The following is a 20,010-nucleotide window of genomic DNA, read 5'->3' as shown; positions in this document are numbered from 1 at the left end:
GACGGAGCCGGATCAGCGTACCGTCACTGGACCGTGACGGCGAAGTTTCCGTTGAGTGTAGTCATGGCGCCGGTCTGGTCGGGCCCCGCGCCGGTGAGCGAGAAGCTGTCCTGGCCTTGGAAGCCGGGCTTCGGCGTGTACTGGAAGGTGTTTGCGCGCGTCACGATGGTGCCGTTGCGCGGCGGCGACACGACTTTGAGCGAATTCACCGGAAGGCGGGCGCCGGGATTGACCCAGAGCGCCCCGCCGCAGTTCTTGCCGCCTTTCGCCATGATCAGCGTGCCATTGCCGCCGCCTCTCGCCCAGCCGCGTCCGAGATCGACGCTGCAGGCCTGCGCGGCCGTGGATGCAACGATCAGGCAGGCGGATCCGAGAATGGCCACGGCCCAGCCCCTGCCAAGTGAATTAGGTCTCTTCGTCATGAGCGTTTCCTGCAGGATTTCCCCACGTCCAGTCTAACGGCCAAGCTGGCGGCGGAAAGCTGGGCAATGGAGGTAGTATCGTCCTTCTGCTGCCTGCTCCGACACCGATCGCTGCAGCATCGCCGCCCGCATCAGCAGAATGCCGACAACTTCCGCAGGCGATGCCCACAAAGCATGCAGTTCCGGCGCTTCTGTCATTGGCCGGTCACATACCCCAGGGTAACCTTCAGATGTTGCGGGGCATCCGGCGACATTCACGCGCCAGCCGGGCCTCTCTCCTTAAGTCTGGCTGGCGCGACCATCGGTTTCTCGAGCTCTGCCGTTCTTCTCTTATGAGGACGGCATGAGGCAGATGGCGGGGCGGAGCGGCACGGATGGACTGCCATCCGCCCCGGCCCTGCAGTTGCAGAAGCGACCTCTCATCATTCTCCAAAGCCGATTGCTGCCGCACGATGTCCCTTTCGCGCCAGTACGGCGCAAAAGACTCACCTCATCAGTGGTGTTGCAGATCTCCGGCAGCAGCTTAGCTTAAATGCTCGTGACTCCGTTTCTTGCCCCTACGGGAGTCACGGCGCCCTGGCTGGAGATGTGCGTGAACACCACCCTTCGGCTGGGGCGTTCTTTTTGAGTCTCGCCGCGTGAGGCTTCTCAATACGCCTCATCTGCATGAATCCTCATCCTGAGGAGCAGACGAAGTCTGCGTCTCGAAGGAGGATCCAGTGAGCACTGGAAGCTCCTTCGAGACGGATTGCTCATGCAATCCTCCTCAGGATGAGGTCGAGGGTCGGATGATCCGGCTCCTGCGAGCGTTGATCACCTGCTTTTCTACAACACCCGCACGCGCGGCTCGCGCCGCTCCCGCAGCATCAATTCGGTCAGCGCCCAGACGAGCGCGTCCATCCGGTCCGGCGAGCGGCCCGATGTCAGGCCGCCGGGGCCGAAGTCGCAGAGCTCGTCCTCGAGCTCCGGCAGCGCGCCCACATGGCGCACGCGATCTTGCGCGTAGAGCACGGACACGGGCTCCGCGCGCAGGTACTTGCCGCGCGTGGCGCGCACGCTCACCATGGGCACGGACGGATCGACCTCGCGAATGACGTTTCCCACCATCTCGCCGCCCTGGTTCGTCTCGACGACGAGCGCATCGGCCTGCAGGCGCCGGTAGAGCGCCACCGCTTTCGCCGCCCATTCGGGCGGCTTCAGGTGTGAGGCCGTCGCATCCTCCAGCACATAGGCCGTGCCGCTCTCGTCCACGCCCGCCGCGACGATCCCGCAGGCATCGGCCCGCTTCGTCGAAGACGCCGGCGGATCGACCGCGACGACGATGCGCATCAAGGACGGCGCGGCTTCGATGCGGTTCGCTTCGAGAACGTCGCGCGTCCACAGAGCATCGGGACGGTCCTCGATGATGTCGCCGTCGAGCTCCTGCCGCCCGAGCCGCGTGCCGGCATAGCGGCGCACGACCGTGTCGAGAAAGGCGGGCGCGAGGTTCTCCGCATTCTCGGCGGTGCGCACCCGCGACACCGCCACGAGCGGATCGGCGAGAAAGCGTTTCAGGATCGGGATCGGCCGCGGCGTCGTCGTCACCATCTGGCGCGGATGGGCGCCGAGGCGCAAACCGAACTGCAGCATGTCCCAAGTCTCCTCCACGTGCTTCCACTTGGCGAGCTCGTCCGCCCAGGCGGCCTCGAATTGCGGGCCGCGCAACGAATCCGGGTCCTCCGCCGAGAACACCTGCGCCACCGCGCCGTTCGGCCATTCGAGCTTGCGCAAGGACGGCGACCAGGTCGGGCGCTCGTGGCGGGCATGAACGGCCAGAATCCCGGCCGGCCCCTCCACCATCACATTGCGGGCATCCGAAAAGGTCTCGCCGACGAGCGCGATGCGACGCGAGGCGCTTGTCCCGAAATCGGGATCGCCGAGCGCGATGCCGCGCACCCATTCGGCGCCGGTGCGGGTCTTGCCCGCGCCGCGACCGCCGAGCATGAGCCAGATGGTCCAGGGGTCGTGCACGCGCGCGAGCCCCGGCAGGCGCTGCTCGGGCCGGCAGCGCATCGGCCAGAAGCGGAGAACGTTCTCGAAATCGCTTTCACACCAGGAGGCCGTCGCGTCCGCGAGACTCCTCCTCCGCGATAACCCGGTCAAGGTGGCGAGCAAGCTCCTCGCGGAGTTCGTGCAGGCTGCGCCGGGGTCTGTTGTCATGGGGCTCGGTGTCATCGAGCGTTGAGCCTTCCTGTTCCAGAAGCGCCCGGGCGGCTGCCAGCGTCTTGGCATAGGACGCGAGCCTGCGGGCGGTCTTGTCGTGATCCTTGGCGCGGCCTGTGCGCTGCTCGTCCATGAGCGCGTCGATCTGCACCCGCGTGGCCTGCGCCAGCGAGCGCGCCGCATCGTTCACCGACGCGGCTGCGGCCTTGGCGATCCCGGCGACGCCGCCCTCGTCCTTCGCGGCCTTGCTCAAGGCATTCGCGGCGAGAGCCGCCGCGCGCGCCGGCCAGGCCCAGCGTTGCCTCATGCGGACGAAGGTGCCCGCGCTGACGCCAAGGAAAGCCCGGATGTCGGGCAGACGCTTGTCCGGCTGGCGGGCATAGATGTCCCAAGCCTGCTGCCTCTGCTCGTCCGTGATCTCAATTCTCTGGCGCATGCGACAAGCCAACAAAAAACCGCCCAAGCGGGGCTTGAGCGGTGGAGGTTGTCCGACGGGGCGAATGCGGCGGGGGCGCTTCATTCACACTTCGTCAGTGTTCACGTTTTGTACTCTAAGAGCGTCACGCTGTCAAGGTGAAAATGAAACCTATGGCCGGGCAAGCGGCTTGGATGCCTGTGCAGGACAGAATGAGCAGCCCGATCGTTCACGGAAAGTTCTCCTATCGGCAGAGACCTTGAATAAAGTTACGCCTTTCTCGATCAAAATCAGAACATATCAGCAATGAACAGCAAACAGAATGATGAATTGCCAAGTATAATTGGTGATACTCTTCAAATAGATAGCATCCATCGGGACAGCATATTCAAGTATAATGTTGCTTGATAACCTATATATACATATAGGTTTTGGCGTTACGACAGCCCGCATCCCAAGTCACCCGTCGACAGAACGCATGCGAGCCTCCTAACCGTTGCGGAACCACGGAAACTGGGCCTGGTAGCACCGCAAATGCCTCCGCAACGGCGCCGCTTTAGCGCCTCAAACCAGGCAGGAGCGTCAACGGGAGAGGGTATATGGTCACCTTTCCACGTGGCATCGCTCACGGGGGTGGCATATAAGCCTAGGTGGCATCACCATTCGTAGAACGGCTCTCGGCCTTGGAGAGGCTCGCATGATGTGGTGAGCAGACACGGGGAATCGGGGAGCTTCCATGGCAGCGTCAATCGTTCGGCTCGAGACCGAGGAGCGGGTCAACACGATCGTGGACGGCGGTCAGGGTGACCCGCGTCTCACCAAACTGAAGGATGGCGGTTGGGTCGTCGTCTGGCGCTCCGTCGATGCGGACGGAAAAATCCAACTGCACCAACAGCGGTTCAGCCAGGACGGCTCGGCTGACGGCGACGAAACCCGAATCGACTCGACCGACCGCGGGGCTGTGCTGACGATAACGACGGCCGCCCTTGACGACGGCGGATGGGTCGTCACCTGGATCGCCGACGACCCGCTCGATCCATCGTCCACAGGCTACGGCGTCTATCTGCAGCGCTTCGACAGCAACGGGGAGCCTGTGGGCGGAGAGCAGGTCGTCAGTCCGGCCGGCAAGAACTCGCAGTTCCATGCGAACGTCACCGGAATCGACGGGGGTGGATGGGTAGTCACCTGGCAGTCGAGCGCACCCGACAGCCCGAGCGGCTCTGAAATCTATCAGCAGGAATACGATCGGGACGGGAGGCCCAAGGGCGCAGCCATTCATGTGAATACCACCACCGACCTGGATCAGAGCGTTCCAAGGATCGCCCGCCTGGCCGGAGGGGGCTGGATCGTGACCTGGTTCTCCACCGACCAGAACGGCGAATTCGATGTCTATCAGCAGCGATACAACGCCAATAGCGATCGCGTCGATAGCGAGGAGCAGGTCAACACCCATACGGCCGAGAGCCAGTTGTTCTCAAGCGTGGCGGCCCTCGCGGACGGGGGTTGGGTCGTCACCTGGATGTCGTACGAACCGAACGGCTGGTACGTGGATGTTTACCAGCAGCGCTACTATGCGGACGGAACCGCCAGGGGGAGCCAGCAAAGGGTCAATACCTTCACTCTGGAGCACCAGAGCGTGCCCAGGGTCACGGGCCTTGCCGATGGCGGCTGGATCGTCACCTGGGAATCCACCGGCCAGAACGGCGTCTATCAGCAGCGCTACGACGGGAACGGCCTCGCCATCCGCGGCGAGCAGCGGGTGAATGCCGAGGGCATCGGCGGCGACGTTCCGGACGTGACCATGCTGGAGAACGGCGGCTGGGTCGTCACCTGGACGGGTCAGGACAGCAGTGGCCAGGGGGTCTTCCAGCGCCGCTACGAGGCGGTGGCCGCCTTCGGCGCGGGCCTGGAGGATGGATTTGGAACCGCTGGAAACGAAGTGTTCGACGCGCTGAGCGGCGGACTTGGCACCGGCGACACCCTCGAGGCGGGCGGCGGCATCGATACTCTGCGCATGATCGAGAGCGGCACCCTCGATCTCACCGCGCCGGCGCGCTTTGCCGATGTGGAGATCGTGCAGGGATCGAGCGGCAGCGATGTCGTTGTCACCAATGCCATCCGACTCGGCGGCGTTTTCGGTCTGCAGGGCGGTGCGGGCCGCGACGAACTGCGCCTCGAGGCCGGCACGTACGATTTCACCACGAAGTTCGTCTCCGGCTTCGAGTCCATCACGCTGACCGGCGCGGGCTCGCTGACCTTCGCCGACAAGGCCACGGCGCTTCTGGCGCACAGCCAGGGGCAGAGCGGCAACGTCATCCTCCTCGGCGACAGCTTCACCGCGGGAGAGCGCCAGAAGCTCTACGACCAGGGCATCCGGCAGGTGACGGATGCCGATGGCGTTCACATCCTGCAGCCGGCTGTTGCCTCCTTGAGCGCGGCGACAGTGCAGGAGAACGCCGGCACAGGCAGCATCGTCGGTACGCTCTCGGCGGCGGATCCCAGTCCCGGCGACGGCAAAGACCTGCGCTTCGATCTCATCGATGGCGCTGGCGGGCGCTTTGCTGTGTCAGGCAGCAGGATCGTGGTCGCCAACGGCGCGCTCCTCGACCACGAGACAGCCACCTCCCATACGATCCGCGTTCGCGTCATCGACGAGGGTGGCATCACGGTTGAAAAAGCTTTCACGATCAGCGTTGACGACATCCCCGTGGAGACGATGCGTGGTACCGCCAGCGCCGACAGGCTCAGCGGCGGCACGAGCAAGGATGTGCTCTATGGCGGCTTAGGCCGAGACACGCTCACGGGCGGCGCGGGCGAGGACATCTTCGTGTTCGACACCAAGCCTAACAAGAAGAGCAATCTCAACAAGATCGTCGACTTCAGCGTGAAGGACGACACGATCTGGCTCGACAATGCCGTGTTCACCAAGCTCGGAAAGGCCGGCTCGGCGACTAAGCCCGCGCCGCTGAAGAAGGACTTCTTCACCGTCGGCTCGAAGGCCAAGGACAAGAACGACCATGTCGTCTACGACAAGGCCAAGGGCGTTCTGTATTACGATGCCGACGGCTCGGGTAACGGCAAGGCGGTCGAGATCGCCACGCTCACGAAGAAGCTCGGCCTGACCTACAAGGACTTCTTCGTGGTGTAGACAACGATCGGTCTCGGCACCGGACGGAGCGTTTCCATAAGGTGGCGTTAAGCAACGTGTCCTTTTACTTGAAGGTGCACGTATGCTGACCTTGATCGGCAGCCAGCGTCTTGATCGCAGCCGTCGCAACCGGCGGCCTGATCACCTTGGCTCCGAGCGGATCCATGCGCATCTTCGAATTTGCGGCCACGAAATCCTTGATGAATTTCACGGTCTCCGGATCGGCCGTGACGAAGGCTCCAGCTTTCTCGGCCTCCTTCCTGAACTGCGAAGTCTGGCCATGCTTCCGGAGCAGTCCGATGAACCGGAAAATGGAATCCAGCGGGATCTTCGATGGTCCCTTCGGATAGATCGGTGTCGGAGCGTCTTCGATCTTCGTTTGCTGTGTCATGACACTTCTCCCTCGTGACTATTCGCTGATGACGATGGTCCTTCTGCTGTCCAGGGCGCGCAGCGTGAGAACCTGATTCACGACCTCGGCCGCAGCCTGCTGCGTCGGCCCGCCCGAAGCGGTGAGAAGGCGGCCGAAGAAGGTGTTCGAAAACAGGGCGTTTCGGATCGGCCCGACCTGCGCCTGCACTGCCGTCGGCAGCGCCAGACCGACGGTGACCTTGTGAAAATCCTTCCGCTTGAGTTCCGCGTTGAAGGACACGTCCGTAAGAGCGAGGTTGTTGCCAACCGGAGAGAAAACGACCTTTGGCGTCGCCGATCCAAATACCGTCGTGGTGAACCCGAGCTCGTCCACCATGGTCGGCGGCCCGGCGGCCTCTCCGGCCTTGGGGCCCAGGCCGCCATGCAGGGTCAGGTTCACGAAGGTCTGGACCACCTCAGCCATGCCGATCCGGCCTGCGATCGGATAGGCATAGTTCGCCGAGACGATCTTGCCCTGGCAGTAGCTGGCGGGCACTTCCGAGATCAGCTTGCTGAAGGTGTCCGTAACGGTGAAGGATCTGATGTTCTGCCGCTCCCGGTCGACCCCGGCCTTGAAGCCCAGGCTTCTGGAGTTCGTGAGCGGCTTCAGGAAATTGAGCTCCGTGTTGACGTTGTTCGTCTCCGTCATCTCGAAGGAATAGTTGTAGGCCACACCGGTGTTCCAGAAGAGACTGAGGACCGTGTTGACGGGCCCCTTGAACAGCTTCGGATGGAACTCGCTGATCGGACGCTTGGTGTTGTAGAACGTGGCTCCGATGCTTTTTGAGTCCGCATCGACATCCCTGTCGTTCACAAGCCAGCCAACGGCCGAGTCGAAGACGGCTTGGCGGGTCTCGCACCGGATCTGCTTCACGATTTCCAGAGTGGGAACGGCCACGTCCTCAGGAACGGGATGAATGGCGCACGATCCCAGGAAAGGCGCCAGGACAAGGGCCATGCGGGCAGGAACGCAACTGCTCATTATTGCTCCCCCTTCGGCTGCCTTTGGCGACCTGTCCACTTGTCGGATCCAGGGTACGCTCTGCAGTCAAGCCGAGCAGATCACAACTCGGATTTTTCAACCATAGGTTATGCATACCTTTCCCCAAGTTCTTTCGAATATCATTTTGCCCCTGGCGGCCCCGTGGCATTACTACTTCTGAGCGAACCTCAGAAGTGGACATCCACCGCGATCATCTCATGGTCCGACACCGCCCTGCCCTCGCCGTCGACGGCCGGGATCACCTGCGGGTTGCTCGCTTCGAGCCCTCGTACGACAAGCCAATCGAGCTTTGCGAAGGGTGGCTCGTGCTTTTTCACGGGGCCCGGACTCTGGGTCGGCAGGGCGAGGTTCGCGTGCTGCCATTCGAAGCCGGCCGCGCGCAGGTCGTCGAACAGGGGCTCGTCGCGCTCGGGCGCTTCCAGCAGGCGACGGCGTTCGTCCTCCCCGCGCGGCAGGGCCTTCGTGTTGAAGTCGCCGCCGATCACGCAGGCCTCGTTCGGAGCGATCTCGTCCAAGGCACGCAGCAGGGCGCCGATCTGCGCCTGCCGGTCGGCCGGGTCGGTCTTGCTTTCGAGATGCGTGCTGACGAGCCATAGAGGCCGTGGGGCCTCGGCCACGCGGGCGGCCAGCGCCATCCGTCCGCCGATGCGCCGCTGGGCTCCCTTGATCCCGGGAAACCACAGGCCGTTCTCCTCGAGCGGGATCAGATGCGGTCGCTCCAGTGCAAGACCGGTGACGATGGCGTTGCCGTGCAGGCCTTGGGCATTGTTCCGTCCCGCGAACAGCTCGACCTCGTCGGTGCTCCCGAGATCGAGCTCGACGAACTCGACGCCGTAGAGATATCCCTCCCCCGATCCTTCGATCAGGTCGCGGATATTGTGCGTGTTGCCGGAGCGCGCCATGCCCAGATCGACCTCGCTGAGCAGGGTCACCTGCGCGCCGGCCCGCCTCATGAGGCTCCGGACGGCCGGGCGGTTCTTGAGGCGCTCCGCATTGAACGCCGCGACCCTGAGCGGGCCGGGCCATGGGCTCGCGGGAGCCGGCGCCCCCTGCTCGATGGCCTGCAGGGCGGGAATGCGCCGGATGAGGTCGCGGTGGGCGTCCTGCTGCGGCGCGGCGTGCCGGGCCTCCTCCAGCAAGGCGCCCTCGGGCGCTTGGAGATCCGGCACGATCCGATCGATCAAGGGGCGCATGGCAGGTCTTTAAAAAACCGTTATAGGCTCTACAGTTTATGGCGTAGCACTTCTGTCGAAAAAACCTGATGCCCAGGAATCTTTTAGCTTGGCTTTAGGAACATTTTGGATAGAAATGCGTTCCATAGCCGCACCAAGCTTTGCCGGGGAGAAGGCCCATGATCTTTTGGGCTACCATTGTCGCGCTCGTCACGGGGGCCTTCGCCCTTGTGGGCGACCTGTCTTCCACGCTTGTCAGCTTCGCCGAGATCGCAGGCGTGGTCGCGCTCTTCACCCTGATCTGTGCCGCCGAGGCCTTCAGCATCCCGAAGAGCTCATCCTTCGACAAAAACCCCGTTCAGCCGGAATCCTGATCGATCTGGGATCGCGCTCCTGTGCGGTTGCGCACCCGGGCATCCAAAAACTAACCATAGGACACGTTAGTACGTTGCCTATGCCTTGAAACCGTGATTATGTTTCAGATCATGAGCTTGCCCAACCCTGTCTTGGCCGCATCCTTCGATTTGGAACAACTCACCAGCGATCTCGTGGCTTCGATCTCCGCCAGTCCGCGGGGAGCGCTGAACGTCGCCCTGCAGCAGGCGCTCGCCCATACGGTCGAGACGAAGGTCAACGCCCAGCTCTCGGTGCTGCTGGAGGGCATCGGGGACGCCTTCTACTCCCTCGATGAGCATTGGCGCTTCAGCTACATCAACCGCGCGGCGGAAACCTATTTCGACCTTCCGCGCCAGACGATGCTCCACAAGGTGATCTGGGACATGTTCCCCAAATCCGAGGGCACGGATCTGCGCCGCCGCTACGAGGAGGTCTTCCTCTTCGGCACCTCCGTCTCCTTCGAGGCTGAGGCTGTCGGCCGCCCGGGGCGTCACCTGGAGTTTCACGTCTTCCCCTATAACGGCGGCATCGGCGTCAGCTTCCGGGACTGGACGGAGCGCCGGCGGGCGGAGGAGGAGCTGCGCACCAGCGAGGCGCGCCTGAGCGCGCTCGCCAACAACGCGCCCGCCTGCATGTTCTACCAGACGAACCATTCGCCGGAATACCACGCCCGCAGGGTTCTCTACGTGTCCAGGACTTGCGAGAGGCTGACCGGCGTTCCTGCGGAGGAGGCTCAGGCCAATCCCGATCTGCTCTACAGCCTCGTGCTCCCGGAGCACCGGGACCGGATGCTGGCGCGGCGGCTGGAGAGCCTTCGCGACATCACGGAGTGCCAGGAGGAGTTCGAGATCCGGCACGCCAGGACCGGAGAGACCCGCTGGCACCGCATCATCGCGACCCCGCGGCACCTCGAGGGCGGCGGCATCGTCTGGGACGGGATCCAGATCGACATCACCGATCACAAGCGGTCGGAAGAGCGCCTGCGGCTTCTGATCAACGAGCTCAACCACCGGGTGAAGAACACTCTCGCGACCGTTCAATCCCTGGCCTCCCAGAGTTTCCGCGGGCTGAAAACCGGGAGCTTGCAGGATCAGCCTGGCCTCCATGCCATCTTCGAGGCCCGCCTTTTCGCCCTGGCCCGGGGGCATGACCTCCTCACCCGGGAGAACTGGGAAGGCGCGAGCCTCGGCGAGATCGTCACCCAGGCCTTTGCCCTTATCGCGACCTGGCCGACGACTGCAGCCGGATCAGGATCGACGGGCCGGATCTGCGCGTGGCGCCGCCCATGGCACTCAGCCTGTCAATGGCCCTGCACGAATTGTGCACCAACGCAGTCAAGTACGGCGCTTTGGGCGCTCCCGACGGCCGAGTCCATATCTCCTGGTCGACCCTCGAAACCTTGGCCGGACAGCGTCTCGTGATGCGCTGGGAGGAGCATGGGGGGCCGCTTGTCGTCGCTCCGACCCGCAAGGGCTTCGGCTCGCGCCTGATTCAGGAAGGCCTGGCGCGGGAGCTCAACGGCGAGGTCCGCCTGATCTTTGAGCCCAGGGGGCTGGTCTGCACGATCGATGTGCCTCTTTGCTGAGCAGAGCCGCACGGGTTTTCAAGAAGCGCATAGGTCATTAGTCGATACTGCCGCCAGACTTCTTGCGGACGGAACCGGATTTAGTGTCAATAGGCGCCAAGTGACGAGGTCACGACCCCAGAGGGAGGAGTTTGTTTTATGAAACGTCGTCAGTTTTTGCAGACCGCCGCGGTCGGCGCTGCCGCAACCACGGTGGCCGCTCCGGCGATTGCCCAGTCGATGCCGGAGGTCAAGTGGCGCTTGCAGTCCGGCTTCCCCAAGTCGCTCGACACGATCTACGGCGCGGCTGAAACCATCGCTAAGTTCGTTTCCGAAGCGACGGACGGCAAGTTCCAGATCCAGCCGTTCGCCGCCGGTGAAATCGTCGGCACGCCTCAGATCGCTGACGCCGTGGGTGGTGGCACCGTCGAGCTGGGCCATACCTGCTCGTACTATTATTTCGGCAAGGATCCGACCTTCGCCATCGGCACCGCCCTGCCCTTCGGCCTGAACGCCCGCCAGCAGAATGCCTGGCTCTATCACGGCGGCGGCAACGACCTGCTGAACGAGTTCTACGCCAAGCACAATATGTACGGCATGCCTGCGGGCAACACCGGCGTGCAGATGGGCGGCTGGTTCCGCAAGGAGATCAAGACGGTCGCCGACCTGCAGGGCCTGAAGATGCGCATCGCCGGCCTCGCCGGTCAGGTCATGCAGAAGCTCGGCGCCGTGCCGCAGCAGATCCCCGGCGGCGACATCTACCCGTCGCTCGAGCGCGGCACCATCGACGCCGCCGAGTGGGTCGGTCCCTACGACGACGAGAAGCTCGGCTTCTCGAAAGTCGCGCCGTACTACTACTATCCCGGCTTCTGGGAAGGCGGTCCTTCGATCCACCTGTTCGTGAATCAGGCAAAGTGGAAAGAACTCCCGAAGTCGTATCAGGCCATCCTGACCACGGCTTCGAGCTACGCCAACAACGACATGCTGGCCAAGTACGACGCCCGCAACCCGGCGGCTCTGCGCCGCCTCCTCGGCGCCGGCACCCAGCTGCGTCCGTTCTCGCAGGAGATCCTCGAAGCAGCCTACAAGGCCGCCAACGAGGTCTATGACGAGGTTTCGGCCAAGAACCCCGACTTCAAGAAGATCTACGAAAGCGTCCGCGCCTTCCGCAACGAGGAATACCTGTGGTTCCAAGTGGCCGAATACGCCTTCGACACCTTCATGGTCCGGGCCCGCGCCCGCGGCTAAGTGCCGTTCACATCGATCTCGAGAAGGGGCGGCCGCAAGGTCGCCCTTTTTTCTTGCCGGATACCCTCTATGTGAGGCGGCTCTCGTACTTCCTGGATGCGGAGAGACGATGCGCTGGACTTTCCGGATCAGCTTTTTCCTTCTTCTGGCTTGGGGCATCTTCACGGTCTCGCCCTTCGTCGCGCTATACGACCTCTCCAAGGCTGTCGAGGCCAGGGACGTCGCGCGGATCTCGGAGCGCGTCAATTTCAATGCCCTGCGCGTCTCCCTCGCCCAGCAAATTCTTGGCGAATACCTGAAAGCCCAGGATCTCGGCCCTCTCAACCGGCAGGTCGCCGCTCAGGCAGGAGCCGGGACCCTCAATCCTGTCCTGGAGGAGCTCGTCACGCCTCAGGCCTTGATCGACCTCGTGGAGGACGGGCAGCTGCGGCAGACCGGAGGAGAGGCGGGCGCAACGCCGATCACCTTCGATCCAGGATCCCTGCACAGGGCTTGGCAGATCTTCATTGCCTCGGAATCCCAGGGCTTCCGGGCCATCACGATCCCGCTCACGCCGGACGAGCCCAGAGACCGTCAGTTCAGGATCGACATGCGCCTGAGCGGCACGACGTGGCGCCTGACGGGGATCGATCTTCCCAGTCCTCTCCGGGAAGAATTGATCAAGCGAGCCGCCGCCGCATCCAAGTAGAGATGGGCCATGTCCTTGTGCTACGAGGAACCTGAAGCGTTGCAATCACGTTATTTGTTATAAGATATCCTGATGAAGGTCGATGTAATGCGTAAACTTGCTATCGGATTGTCTGCAACTGCACTCTTGATCATGCCTCAACTTGCCTCGGCCCAGGAAGGAACGGCTGCAGGTGTCGCTACCGGCGCCGTGACCGGGGCGATCATGGGTGGACCCGTGGGGACCGTGATCGGCGCGGGCGTCGGCGGCATCGCAGGCGGCGTCACTGAGCAGAATGCGAAGGCGCAATCCACGTCGGGCGCGGTCGTCGTCCCGGATATCACGACAACCGGATCCATTCGCCAACGCACCTGCAGCGTGGACATCTCCGGCAACCAATCCTGCACCGAGGTCGTTCGGTAAGTCTGGCGGATCTCGGGAGCATGGAAAAGCCTACCTGAACGGTTCAGGTAGGCTTTTCCATGCTCATCGTCAGATTCGTCAAAGCATGTTGTCTTCAGATGTCCGGGACGCACGCCGAGCGTTAGTGGGTAAAAAGCCAACCCACCGTCGCGATCGGAAAGATTGTCCCAAGCATAAAACAGATAATATGCGAGGTCATTTCACTTCCCTCCATGCTAGAACAACTTTGATTAGTACATAACGTTCCACAATATTTTGGGGTACTAAAGTCAAGCTATGTTGGTATAGCCAACAATTGCTTGGTGACTACAATTGCCACAATTGAGGGAACCAAGCTTCGCCGTTTCCATTGTCAAAGCGGGCAAGGTGAGGCTGTAAACGATGAATGACCGAGACCGTTCCCTGCGTGGCTTCATGGGAGATGCGGAGTTCATCCGAAAGATGCTCATCGCGCTCGGTCTCGTGGTGTTTGCTCTTCTGCTGTGGAAACTGGCGGATGTTCTGCTGCTGGCCTTCGGTGCCATCCTGGTGGCCATTCTGCTGCATTCAGCCGCCGAAGCCCTGGTGCGTTACCTGCGGGTGCCGGAGCGATGGAGCCTGACCGTTGCGAGCCTCATCATCTTCGTCGCCTTTCTTGCCATCATCGCCCTCTTCGGAACCCAGGTTCGGGCGCAGTTCTCCAACGTGGTGGAGCGGCTGCCTTTCGCAGTCGACAATTTTGCCAAGAACCTGGGTCTCGGCGCCGTCAGCGATGACCTGGCCGAGATCATGAACAACGCTCCGACGGGCGGCATGGCGGCACGTCTCGCCGGGATCGGCGGCGCGATCCTGGACGGATTGGCGGATTTCATCCTCGTGGTGATCGCCGGCCTTTATATCGCCGCGGCGCCGCGCCTCTACGAGCAGGGCTTCGTCAAGCTGTTTCCCATCAGCCACCATGAGCGGGTGGAAAGCTCGCTGCACGCCTCGGGGCAGGCCCTGCGGCTCTGGCTGACGTCTCAGCTGATCGCGATGGCCTGCGTCGCGGTTCTGTCCACCCTCGCCTATTGGCTGATCGGCCTGCCTTCGGCCATAGCGCTCGGGCTGATTGCAGGGCTCGCGGACTTCATCCCCTTCCTCGGTCCGATCCTGGGCGCGCTTCCTGCGGTCCTGATCGCCTTCAGCGTCAGCGGAGAGACGGCTCTCTGGACCATCCTCGCCGTGCTCGCAATCCAGCAGATCGAAGGCAACGTCATCTTCCCCCTGGTGGCGAGAAGCGTCATCAGCGTCCCGCCCGCCCTGGCGCTGTTCGCCATCCTGATCGGCAGCGTCCTGTTCGGCACCCTCGGCCTGATCTTCGGCTTCCCCCTCGCGGTGGTCACCTATGTTCTGGTGAAGAAGCTCTACGTCCGGGAAACCCTCGGCGAGCAGACGGAGGTTCCAGGCGAGAGCAAACGCGACAGCTCGCAAGAGGCCGGCTCGTAGGCTCGCAAGGCCCGGCTGCAGCAGCCCGGGAACCCTCGATCCGATTGCACATTAGACCGCTGTGCTTTCACTGCCACCAAATCACGCATTGCGTTGGTAATTTTTCAGAACGGCTGAAAGGCCGCGCTCTGGTTCGGAGGAGATGCCATGTCCGACATCGTCGTAAAGACCCCCATGCAATATCTCGACAAGGCGACATCGGCCCTGCGGGAGCTTGGGATCATCCCTCCGCAGGCCATGGACGCTCCCATCAACGGCCTTCTGGAGAAGATCTCGGACCTGGATCAGGACAGGATCGTGATCATCGCCCGCACCCTCGGTCAGACCAGTGTGTTCAACGAGGTGGTGCGCGAGCAGACCCAGGCCATGGAGATCGGCGAGCGCTACCGCGAGATCACGGAATCCTTCAACTCCATCCGTGACGATACGAAGAAGATGGTCGACCAGCTGGACGACCAGAAGATCGATTTCTTCGAGCGCATCAACAACGTCTGGATGAAGGTGTCGCGGGGCGATGTCGCGGACCGCTTCGACAAGATCAAGGAAGTCTATCTCGACGTGACCCGGTCGACCAAGGACCAGATCGAGCGCGAGCAGATCATCCTCGATGCCTACCGTGATTTCCGCGGCGCGCTCAAGCACGCCGAGGTCATGGCCCTGGAGGTGCTGCGGACCGCCGAGCAGAAGCTCGAAGCCGCCAAAGCGGGTCTGCAGAAGGCGTCTGATGCCGTGGTGAACTTCCAGGGCACGGAAGTCCCCGAGCGCGCCCGGCTCGAGCTCACCCGCGACGAACATCTGCGCCGCACCCAGGACGAGGAGAAGCGCTACCAGATCGCCAAGGACCTCTCCGACAACCTGACGATCGGTTACAATACATCCGAAGTGATCATGGCGCGCCTGATGCAGATGACGAACGCCAAGGAGCGCGTCTATGCCCAGGCGGTCTCCTTCTTCTCGACCAACGACTCGGTGTTCACCGCGCTCAAAGCTTCGTTCACCGGCATGTTCGGCCTGAACGAGTCGACCCAGACCCTGAACGAGATGAAAGAGGGTGTCTCCCGCAGCCTGGAGGTGCTGGCCGAGATCGGGGATCAGGTCGGCGAGGCCGCCGTGAAGGCCGGCTACGGCCCGAGCATCCGGGCCGATGCGGTCAAGAAGCTCGTGGACTCGGTGATCACGTTCCAGGAGCGATCCCAGGAGATCATCGGCGAGATGCGGCGGCTCTCGACGCAGAACTCGGCCGAGATCCGCGACGCGGTCGAGGACGGCAAGCGGCGCATCGCGCGCCTCGTGGCGGAAGGACAGGCGCTGCCGGCCAATGGCTGAGATGGCTGCCACACCGCCCGCGAGCCTGCCCGCCAGCCCGCCCCGGAACCTCGACGAGGTGATGCTCGCGATGGACGTGGTGGACACGCTCCGCCACCAGGAGAACCTCGTCAGCCGCGAGCTCAGCGAGGGGGACCGCGACGCGCAGCTGCTGCAGCGGCTGCGCGAGATCTATCACGGCCAAGGCATCGAGGTTCCCGACCGCATCCTGCAGGAGGGCGTGCAGGCCCTCAAGGAGCAGCGCTTCGTCTACACTCCGCCCGGCCCCAGCTTCGCCCGTACCGTGGCGCGGGCCTGGGTCAACCGGGGGCGGGTTGGACGGCGCCTGCTGGCGCTGCTGGCACTGTTGGCGTTCGGATGGGGCGCCTATCAGTTCGGTGTGGTCCAGCCTGCCCGTCAGAGGGCGGCCGAGGAGCAGGCCCAAGCCGAGCGCAACCGGATCGAACTCACCGAGAGGCTGCCGCTGGCCCTGGAGCAGGGCCACGAGGACGTGCTGCGTGAGGCGCAGGTGCCGGCGGCGCGGGAGCGGGCCGATCGGATCCTGGCTGACGGCAAGGCTGCTGTTGCGCGCAGCGACGCCAACGGAGCCCGGCAGGCCCTCAACGACCTGGAGATCCTGCGTGCGAACCTGAGGCGCGAATACGTGCTGCGCATCGTCTCCCGTCCTGGCGAACCAACGGGCGTCTGGCGCGTGCCCGACCGCAACCCGTCAGGCCGGAACTACTATCTGATCGTGGAGGCGGTCGCTCCCGACGGGCGCGTCCTCAGCCTGCCGATCACGAGCGAAGAGGATGGCCGCACCGTGACGGCGTCGAAATGGGGCGTGCGCGTAAGCGAGGCTACGGCCATGCAGGTGCAGCGGGACAAGAGCGATGACGGCATCGTGCAGCGCAACCGCTTGGGCGAGAAGCGCCGGGGCCAGCTCGACGTAGAATATCAGATGCCGGTTCTCAATGGTGCGATCACACAATGGTAGGGCGATGATTTCGGGACGGCAGGCACTCGCGCAGATCGAACAGACCATCGAGAAGGCCCGCCAGCAGGAGGCGCAGTGCGAGCTCGCCTATACCCGGACCACCGAGGAGGTCGGCCGCCTGCGGATCCAGCGCACGGAAGCGTTCCGCGACCTGGCGCGGCTGAAGCTCGACGCCATCAGGCAGGACCAGGTCGTCGGCCAGCTGGATGCTGCCGAACGGCAGGCGCTGAACGTGCTCAACAGCCGCCAGGAGGCCTTGCGGCAGCTGACGGAGCGGCGTCGTCAGGCCGAGGAGCAGGTGAGACAGGCCGACGCACGACGCCAGGCCGCCGTAGACACCCTGGAACAGGCCTTGGGCCAGGTCGAAGCCCTGCGCCGGGATGTGGAGGCCAAGATCAGCGCCGACCCTCAATGGATCGCGGCCCGTGCCAAGGTGGCCGAAATCACCGGACAGGCCCAGCAGGCCGAAAAGAAGGCCGTGCAGGCGGAGGCCGACCGAGACGAGAAGCGCCGCCCTTACGAAGCCGATCCGCTGTTCATGTATCTGTGGCAGCGGAAGTTCGGCACGGCCGCCTATCGGGCCAGCCCATTGACCCGCACTATGGACCGCCTCGTGGCGCGCGTCGTCGGCTACGACAAGGCGCGGGCCAACTACGCTCTCCTCAACGAGATTCCAGAAAAGCTGCGGGAGCATGCCCGCAGGATCATCGATGATCTCCGGACTGTCCGAGACCGGCTGACCGCTCTCGAGCGTCAGGCCCTCGTGGCTGCCGGTATCCCGCCCCTGGAGGAAAAAGCGGCTCGGAACAAAGAGGCCGTGGATGACGCCGAGCGGGGGCTTACCGAGGCCCGAGCCGCGCTCGGCGAGCTGGACCGCAGCCACGATGCCTCGGTGCTGGAAGGGGATGCTCCCTACCGGGAGGCCATCGCATTGCTGGCGGCTGCGGACGAGCGAGAGGACCTCAACCAGCTTTACGAGGAAGCGCTGCGCACACCCACGCCCCAGGACGAGGCGATCGTGCGCCGCATCCAGGCCACCGACGTGATGATCAACCGGGCGCTGCGCCAGGCCGTGGATGCTCACCGCCAGCTCAAGGAGACGGCCCAGCGGCGAGCGATGATCGAACAGGAATGGGAGGAGCTGCGCAGCCAGGGCTACGACACCCCATACGGCACCTTCGGCAACGAGGCTGCCTTGGGCAATGTGCTGGGCGGCGTCCTCACCGGGGCGATCGGCGGGGCCATCCTGGGACAGGTCCTGCGCGGCGGCTTCCATCACGGCCCCAGCCCCTGGGATTCCGGTTTCGGCGGCGGCATCCCGTTCCCTCAGCCCGGAGGCTTCGGAACGGGTGGGTCATTCGGCGGGGACGGTGGCTTCAGGACCGGAGGGTCTTTCTGACAGGAGAGGCTGAACTCAGGCCGACAGCTGAGAACGATCATCTTCTGACACCAAGCCGCTATGAGCCCGGATTTCTGACTTCCGGAAAAAGCAGCGCCAGCGCAGATTGCGAAGTGTCGCTCCGGAACCCGCCGAGCACTGGCAGGTTTCTCGATCTTACCCACAAGGGAGGATCTGCCATGTTCCTACGCGTCGATAAACTCCAAATCGATCTTCCGGCACCGAAGCGTCAGGACCCGAACGCCGCTGCGGCCCTTCAGGAACTTCTCGGCGGCAAATACGGAGAAATGTCCACCCTTGGGAACTACATGTTCCAGAGCTTCAACTTCCGCAGCAAGAGCAAGCTTCGTCCCTTCTACAGCTTGGTCGCAGCCATCACAGCGGAAGAACTCGGCCATGTGGAGCTGGTCAGCAACGGTGTCGCCATGCTGAACAACGGGCCGGACGATGCCAATGACGATGAAGACGGCGGCGCCGACATTTCCGACGCACCCTTTGAAGACATGAAGGATATCCGTCTCGCCGCAGCGTTCCTGTCCGGCGGCGGCGGCGCCATGCCGGTGAACAGCAACGGCCATTCCTGGAACAATGATTTCATCACCACGACCGGCAACGTGGTGCTCGATCTCCTGCACAATTTCCATCTCGAATGCGGTGCCAGGTTGCATAAGCTGCGCGTCTACGAGACGCTGACAGACCCGACCGGGCGCGAAGTCTGCGGCTATCTTCTGGTCCGTGGATCCGTCCACGCCCATGCCTACGCGCTGGCGCTGAAGAAGATCACAGGCGTCGAGATCGAGAAGATGCTCCCGACCCCCAACATCCCGCTCGGCAACATCTCTGAATGCCAGAAGTACCTTGAGGAAGGCTCCCACCGGCGCCTCTACACGTTCAGCCCGGACGACTACAGAGAGATGGCGGGCATCTGGAGCAATGGCGAGGTGGCCCTACCCGATGATCCTCCGGGAGAACTCGAGATCGTGGAAGGGATGCCCGAGGGCGGCAAGATCCATCAGCTCACGGGCGTACCGTCGGCCTTCACTCCGGATTATGCGCCGGAGGAAATGTTCGAGATCGCTACGAAGCTCTACAAGGCGTCACGCTGAGGATTGGCGGGAAAGGGCGCCAGCCCTTTCCCCATCCGCTCAGGCCTCCGGGTCTTCCATCGGCCAGTCGGTAATACGCTCCAGGAGTTCGGCGATGCTGAAGTTCTCCTCCGGCCCGGCCACACGGTCGCGGACGGAGATGCCGGCCGCATGCACCGTCTCCGGGTCGCCGGAGACGAGCGGGTGCCACCAGTACAGGTCCCGCCCCTCCGCCAGCAGACGGTACGCGCAGGTCTGGGGCAGCCAGGAGAGCGTACGGACCGCCTGCGGCGTCAGGCGCACGCAATCGGCCACCTTGGCCTGCCGGTTCGGGTAATCGCGGCAGCGGCAGGTCTGATCGTCGAGGAGGGTGCAGCCCACATTGGTGTACATCACCTCGGCCGTGTCCTCGTCCTCCAGCTTGACCAGGCAGCAGCGCCCGCAGCCATCGCACAGGCTTTCCCATTCCTCGGGGCTCATCGCTTCGAGGGACTTTATACGCCAGAAGGGTTGCTCCTCCAGCTGGGATCGGATGACGGATGCGGCATTTGGCATGGGGGCGCTTTGACTTCCCTTTGCGGCGGTTTGAAGGAGGGTGCTAAACCGCACGTCTCGGCAGCCTCTAGCCCTTAAGAGGTAAATCTGTGTGAACCTACAAACAAGGTTCTGAGTTATATATATCAGCCTCG

19 protein-coding genes are annotated in these 20,010 nt (G+C 63.4%); 12 read left to right on the top strand and 7 right to left on the bottom strand.

The genetic code is table 11. The features are described from left to right. Positions 1-23: 23 nt before the first annotated feature. The 3 genes from ILT44_RS14350 to ILT44_RS14340 all read right to left on the bottom strand — a co-directional run bounded on the left by ILT44_RS14350 (position 24) and on the right by ILT44_RS14340 (position 3,060). Positions 24-422 carry an Ig-like domain-containing protein gene (locus ILT44_RS14350; RefSeq protein WP_204240279.1) on the bottom strand — a complete coding sequence of 133 codons (399 nt, stop codon included), beginning with the start codon at positions 420-422 and terminating at the stop codon, positions 24-26. Positions 423-1,247: 825 nt separating this feature from the next. Continuing rightward, positions 1,248-2,474: a DNA-packaging protein gene (locus ILT44_RS14345; protein WP_239468238.1), complete on the bottom strand. Its 1,227-nt coding sequence runs from the start codon at positions 2,472-2,474 to the stop codon at positions 1,248-1,250. A gap of 34 nt (positions 2,475-2,508) precedes the next feature. Further along, positions 2,509-3,060, bottom strand: a complete 552-nt coding sequence (locus tag ILT44_RS14340; RefSeq protein WP_204240277.1) for a hypothetical protein — start codon at positions 3,058-3,060, stop codon at positions 2,509-2,511. Between the two features lie 715 nt (positions 3,061-3,775). Between ILT44_RS14340 and ILT44_RS31630 the strand changes: the two genes are divergently transcribed. After that, positions 3,776-6,187: a calcium-binding protein gene (locus ILT44_RS31630; protein ID WP_305070702.1), complete on the top strand. Its 2,412-nt coding sequence runs from the start codon at positions 3,776-3,778 to the stop codon at positions 6,185-6,187. Between the two features lie 64 nt (positions 6,188-6,251). Here ILT44_RS31630 and ILT44_RS14330 read toward each other — a convergent pair whose 3' ends face one another. From ILT44_RS14330 to ILT44_RS14320, 3 genes are all read right to left on the bottom strand, one after another. Beyond that, entirely contained in the window at positions 6,252-6,578 is a 327-nt protein-coding gene (locus tag ILT44_RS14330; protein ID WP_204240276.1) for a hypothetical protein, read from the bottom strand. An 18-nt stretch (positions 6,579-6,596) separates the two neighbouring features. After that, complete coding sequence (locus ILT44_RS14325; RefSeq protein WP_204240275.1) at positions 6,597-7,580, bottom strand: Y4kA family protein; 984 nt, start codon at positions 7,578-7,580, stop codon at positions 6,597-6,599. A gap of 188 nt (positions 7,581-7,768) precedes the next feature. Beyond that, complete coding sequence (locus ILT44_RS14320; protein ID WP_204240274.1) at positions 7,769-8,794, bottom strand: endonuclease/exonuclease/phosphatase family protein; 1,026 nt, start codon at positions 8,792-8,794, stop codon at positions 7,769-7,771. A 158-nt stretch (positions 8,795-8,952) separates the two neighbouring features. On the opposite strand from ILT44_RS14320, the gene ILT44_RS14315 reads away from it, so the two are divergent. From ILT44_RS14315 to ILT44_RS14265, 11 genes are all read left to right on the top strand, one after another. Beyond that, the gene (locus ILT44_RS14315; protein WP_204240273.1) at positions 8,953-9,147 is read left to right on the top strand and encodes a hypothetical protein; all 195 of its coding nucleotides are present in this window, start codon (positions 8,953-8,955) and stop codon (positions 9,145-9,147) included. 111 nt (positions 9,148-9,258) lie between these two features. Continuing rightward, positions 9,259-10,590: an HWE histidine kinase domain-containing protein gene (locus ILT44_RS14310; RefSeq protein ID WP_204240272.1), complete on the top strand. Its 1,332-nt coding sequence runs from the start codon at positions 9,259-9,261 to the stop codon at positions 10,588-10,590. Continuing rightward, complete coding sequence (locus ILT44_RS14305; RefSeq protein ID WP_204240271.1) at positions 10,587-10,754, top strand: sensor histidine kinase; 168 nt, start codon at positions 10,587-10,589, stop codon at positions 10,752-10,754. The genes ILT44_RS14310 and ILT44_RS14305 overlap by 4 nt, the downstream gene beginning before the upstream one ends. 138 nt (positions 10,755-10,892) lie before the next feature. Beyond that, positions 10,893-11,981 (top strand): TRAP transporter substrate-binding protein, encoded by a 1,089-nt coding sequence (locus ILT44_RS14300; protein WP_204240339.1) that lies wholly within the window; start codon positions 10,893-10,895, stop codon positions 11,979-11,981. Positions 11,982-12,090: 109 nt separating this feature from the next. Further along, positions 12,091-12,669: a DUF2939 domain-containing protein gene (locus ILT44_RS14295; RefSeq protein ID WP_204240270.1), complete on the top strand. Its 579-nt coding sequence runs from the start codon at positions 12,091-12,093 to the stop codon at positions 12,667-12,669. A gap of 72 nt (positions 12,670-12,741) precedes the next feature. Then, positions 12,742-13,071, top strand: coding sequence for a YMGG-like glycine zipper-containing protein (locus tag ILT44_RS14290; protein WP_204240269.1), 330 nt, complete (start codon positions 12,742-12,744; stop codon positions 13,069-13,071). 381 nt (positions 13,072-13,452) lie between these two features. After that, positions 13,453-14,535 (top strand): AI-2E family transporter, encoded by a 1,083-nt coding sequence (locus ILT44_RS14285; RefSeq protein WP_204240268.1) that lies wholly within the window; start codon positions 13,453-13,455, stop codon positions 14,533-14,535. A gap of 147 nt (positions 14,536-14,682) precedes the next feature. Then, positions 14,683-15,861: a hypothetical protein gene (locus tag ILT44_RS14280; protein WP_204240267.1), complete on the top strand. Its 1,179-nt coding sequence runs from the start codon at positions 14,683-14,685 to the stop codon at positions 15,859-15,861. Continuing rightward, positions 15,854-16,837: a DUF6384 family protein gene (locus ILT44_RS14275; protein ID WP_204240266.1), complete on the top strand. Its 984-nt coding sequence runs from the start codon at positions 15,854-15,856 to the stop codon at positions 16,835-16,837. The genes ILT44_RS14280 and ILT44_RS14275 overlap by 8 nt, the downstream gene beginning before the upstream one ends. 4 nt (positions 16,838-16,841) lie before the next feature. Continuing rightward, a complete protein-coding gene (locus ILT44_RS14270) occupies positions 16,842-18,236 on the top strand; it encodes a coiled-coil domain-containing protein (RefSeq protein ID WP_204240265.1) in 1,395 nt (464 codons plus the stop codon). 179 nt (positions 18,237-18,415) lie between these two features. After that, positions 18,416-19,342: a manganese catalase family protein gene (locus ILT44_RS14265; protein ID WP_204240264.1), complete on the top strand. Its 927-nt coding sequence runs from the start codon at positions 18,416-18,418 to the stop codon at positions 19,340-19,342. A 39-nt stretch (positions 19,343-19,381) separates the two neighbouring features. On the opposite strand, the gene ILT44_RS14260 is transcribed toward ILT44_RS14265, so the two are convergent. Continuing rightward, a complete protein-coding gene (locus tag ILT44_RS14260; RefSeq protein ID WP_239468227.1) occupies positions 19,382-19,876 on the bottom strand; it encodes a YcgN family cysteine cluster protein in 495 nt (164 codons plus the stop codon). Between the last annotated feature and the right edge of the window lie 134 nt (positions 19,877-20,010).

Origin of the sequence: Microvirga arvi (assembly GCF_016892765.1) — a bacterium.
Classification (GTDB): Bacteria; Pseudomonadota; Alphaproteobacteria; order Rhizobiales; family Beijerinckiaceae; genus Microvirga; species Microvirga arvi.
Note: the sequence above shows the minus strand (reverse complement) of the source record. Positions and strands in the feature narration are given on the sequence as shown.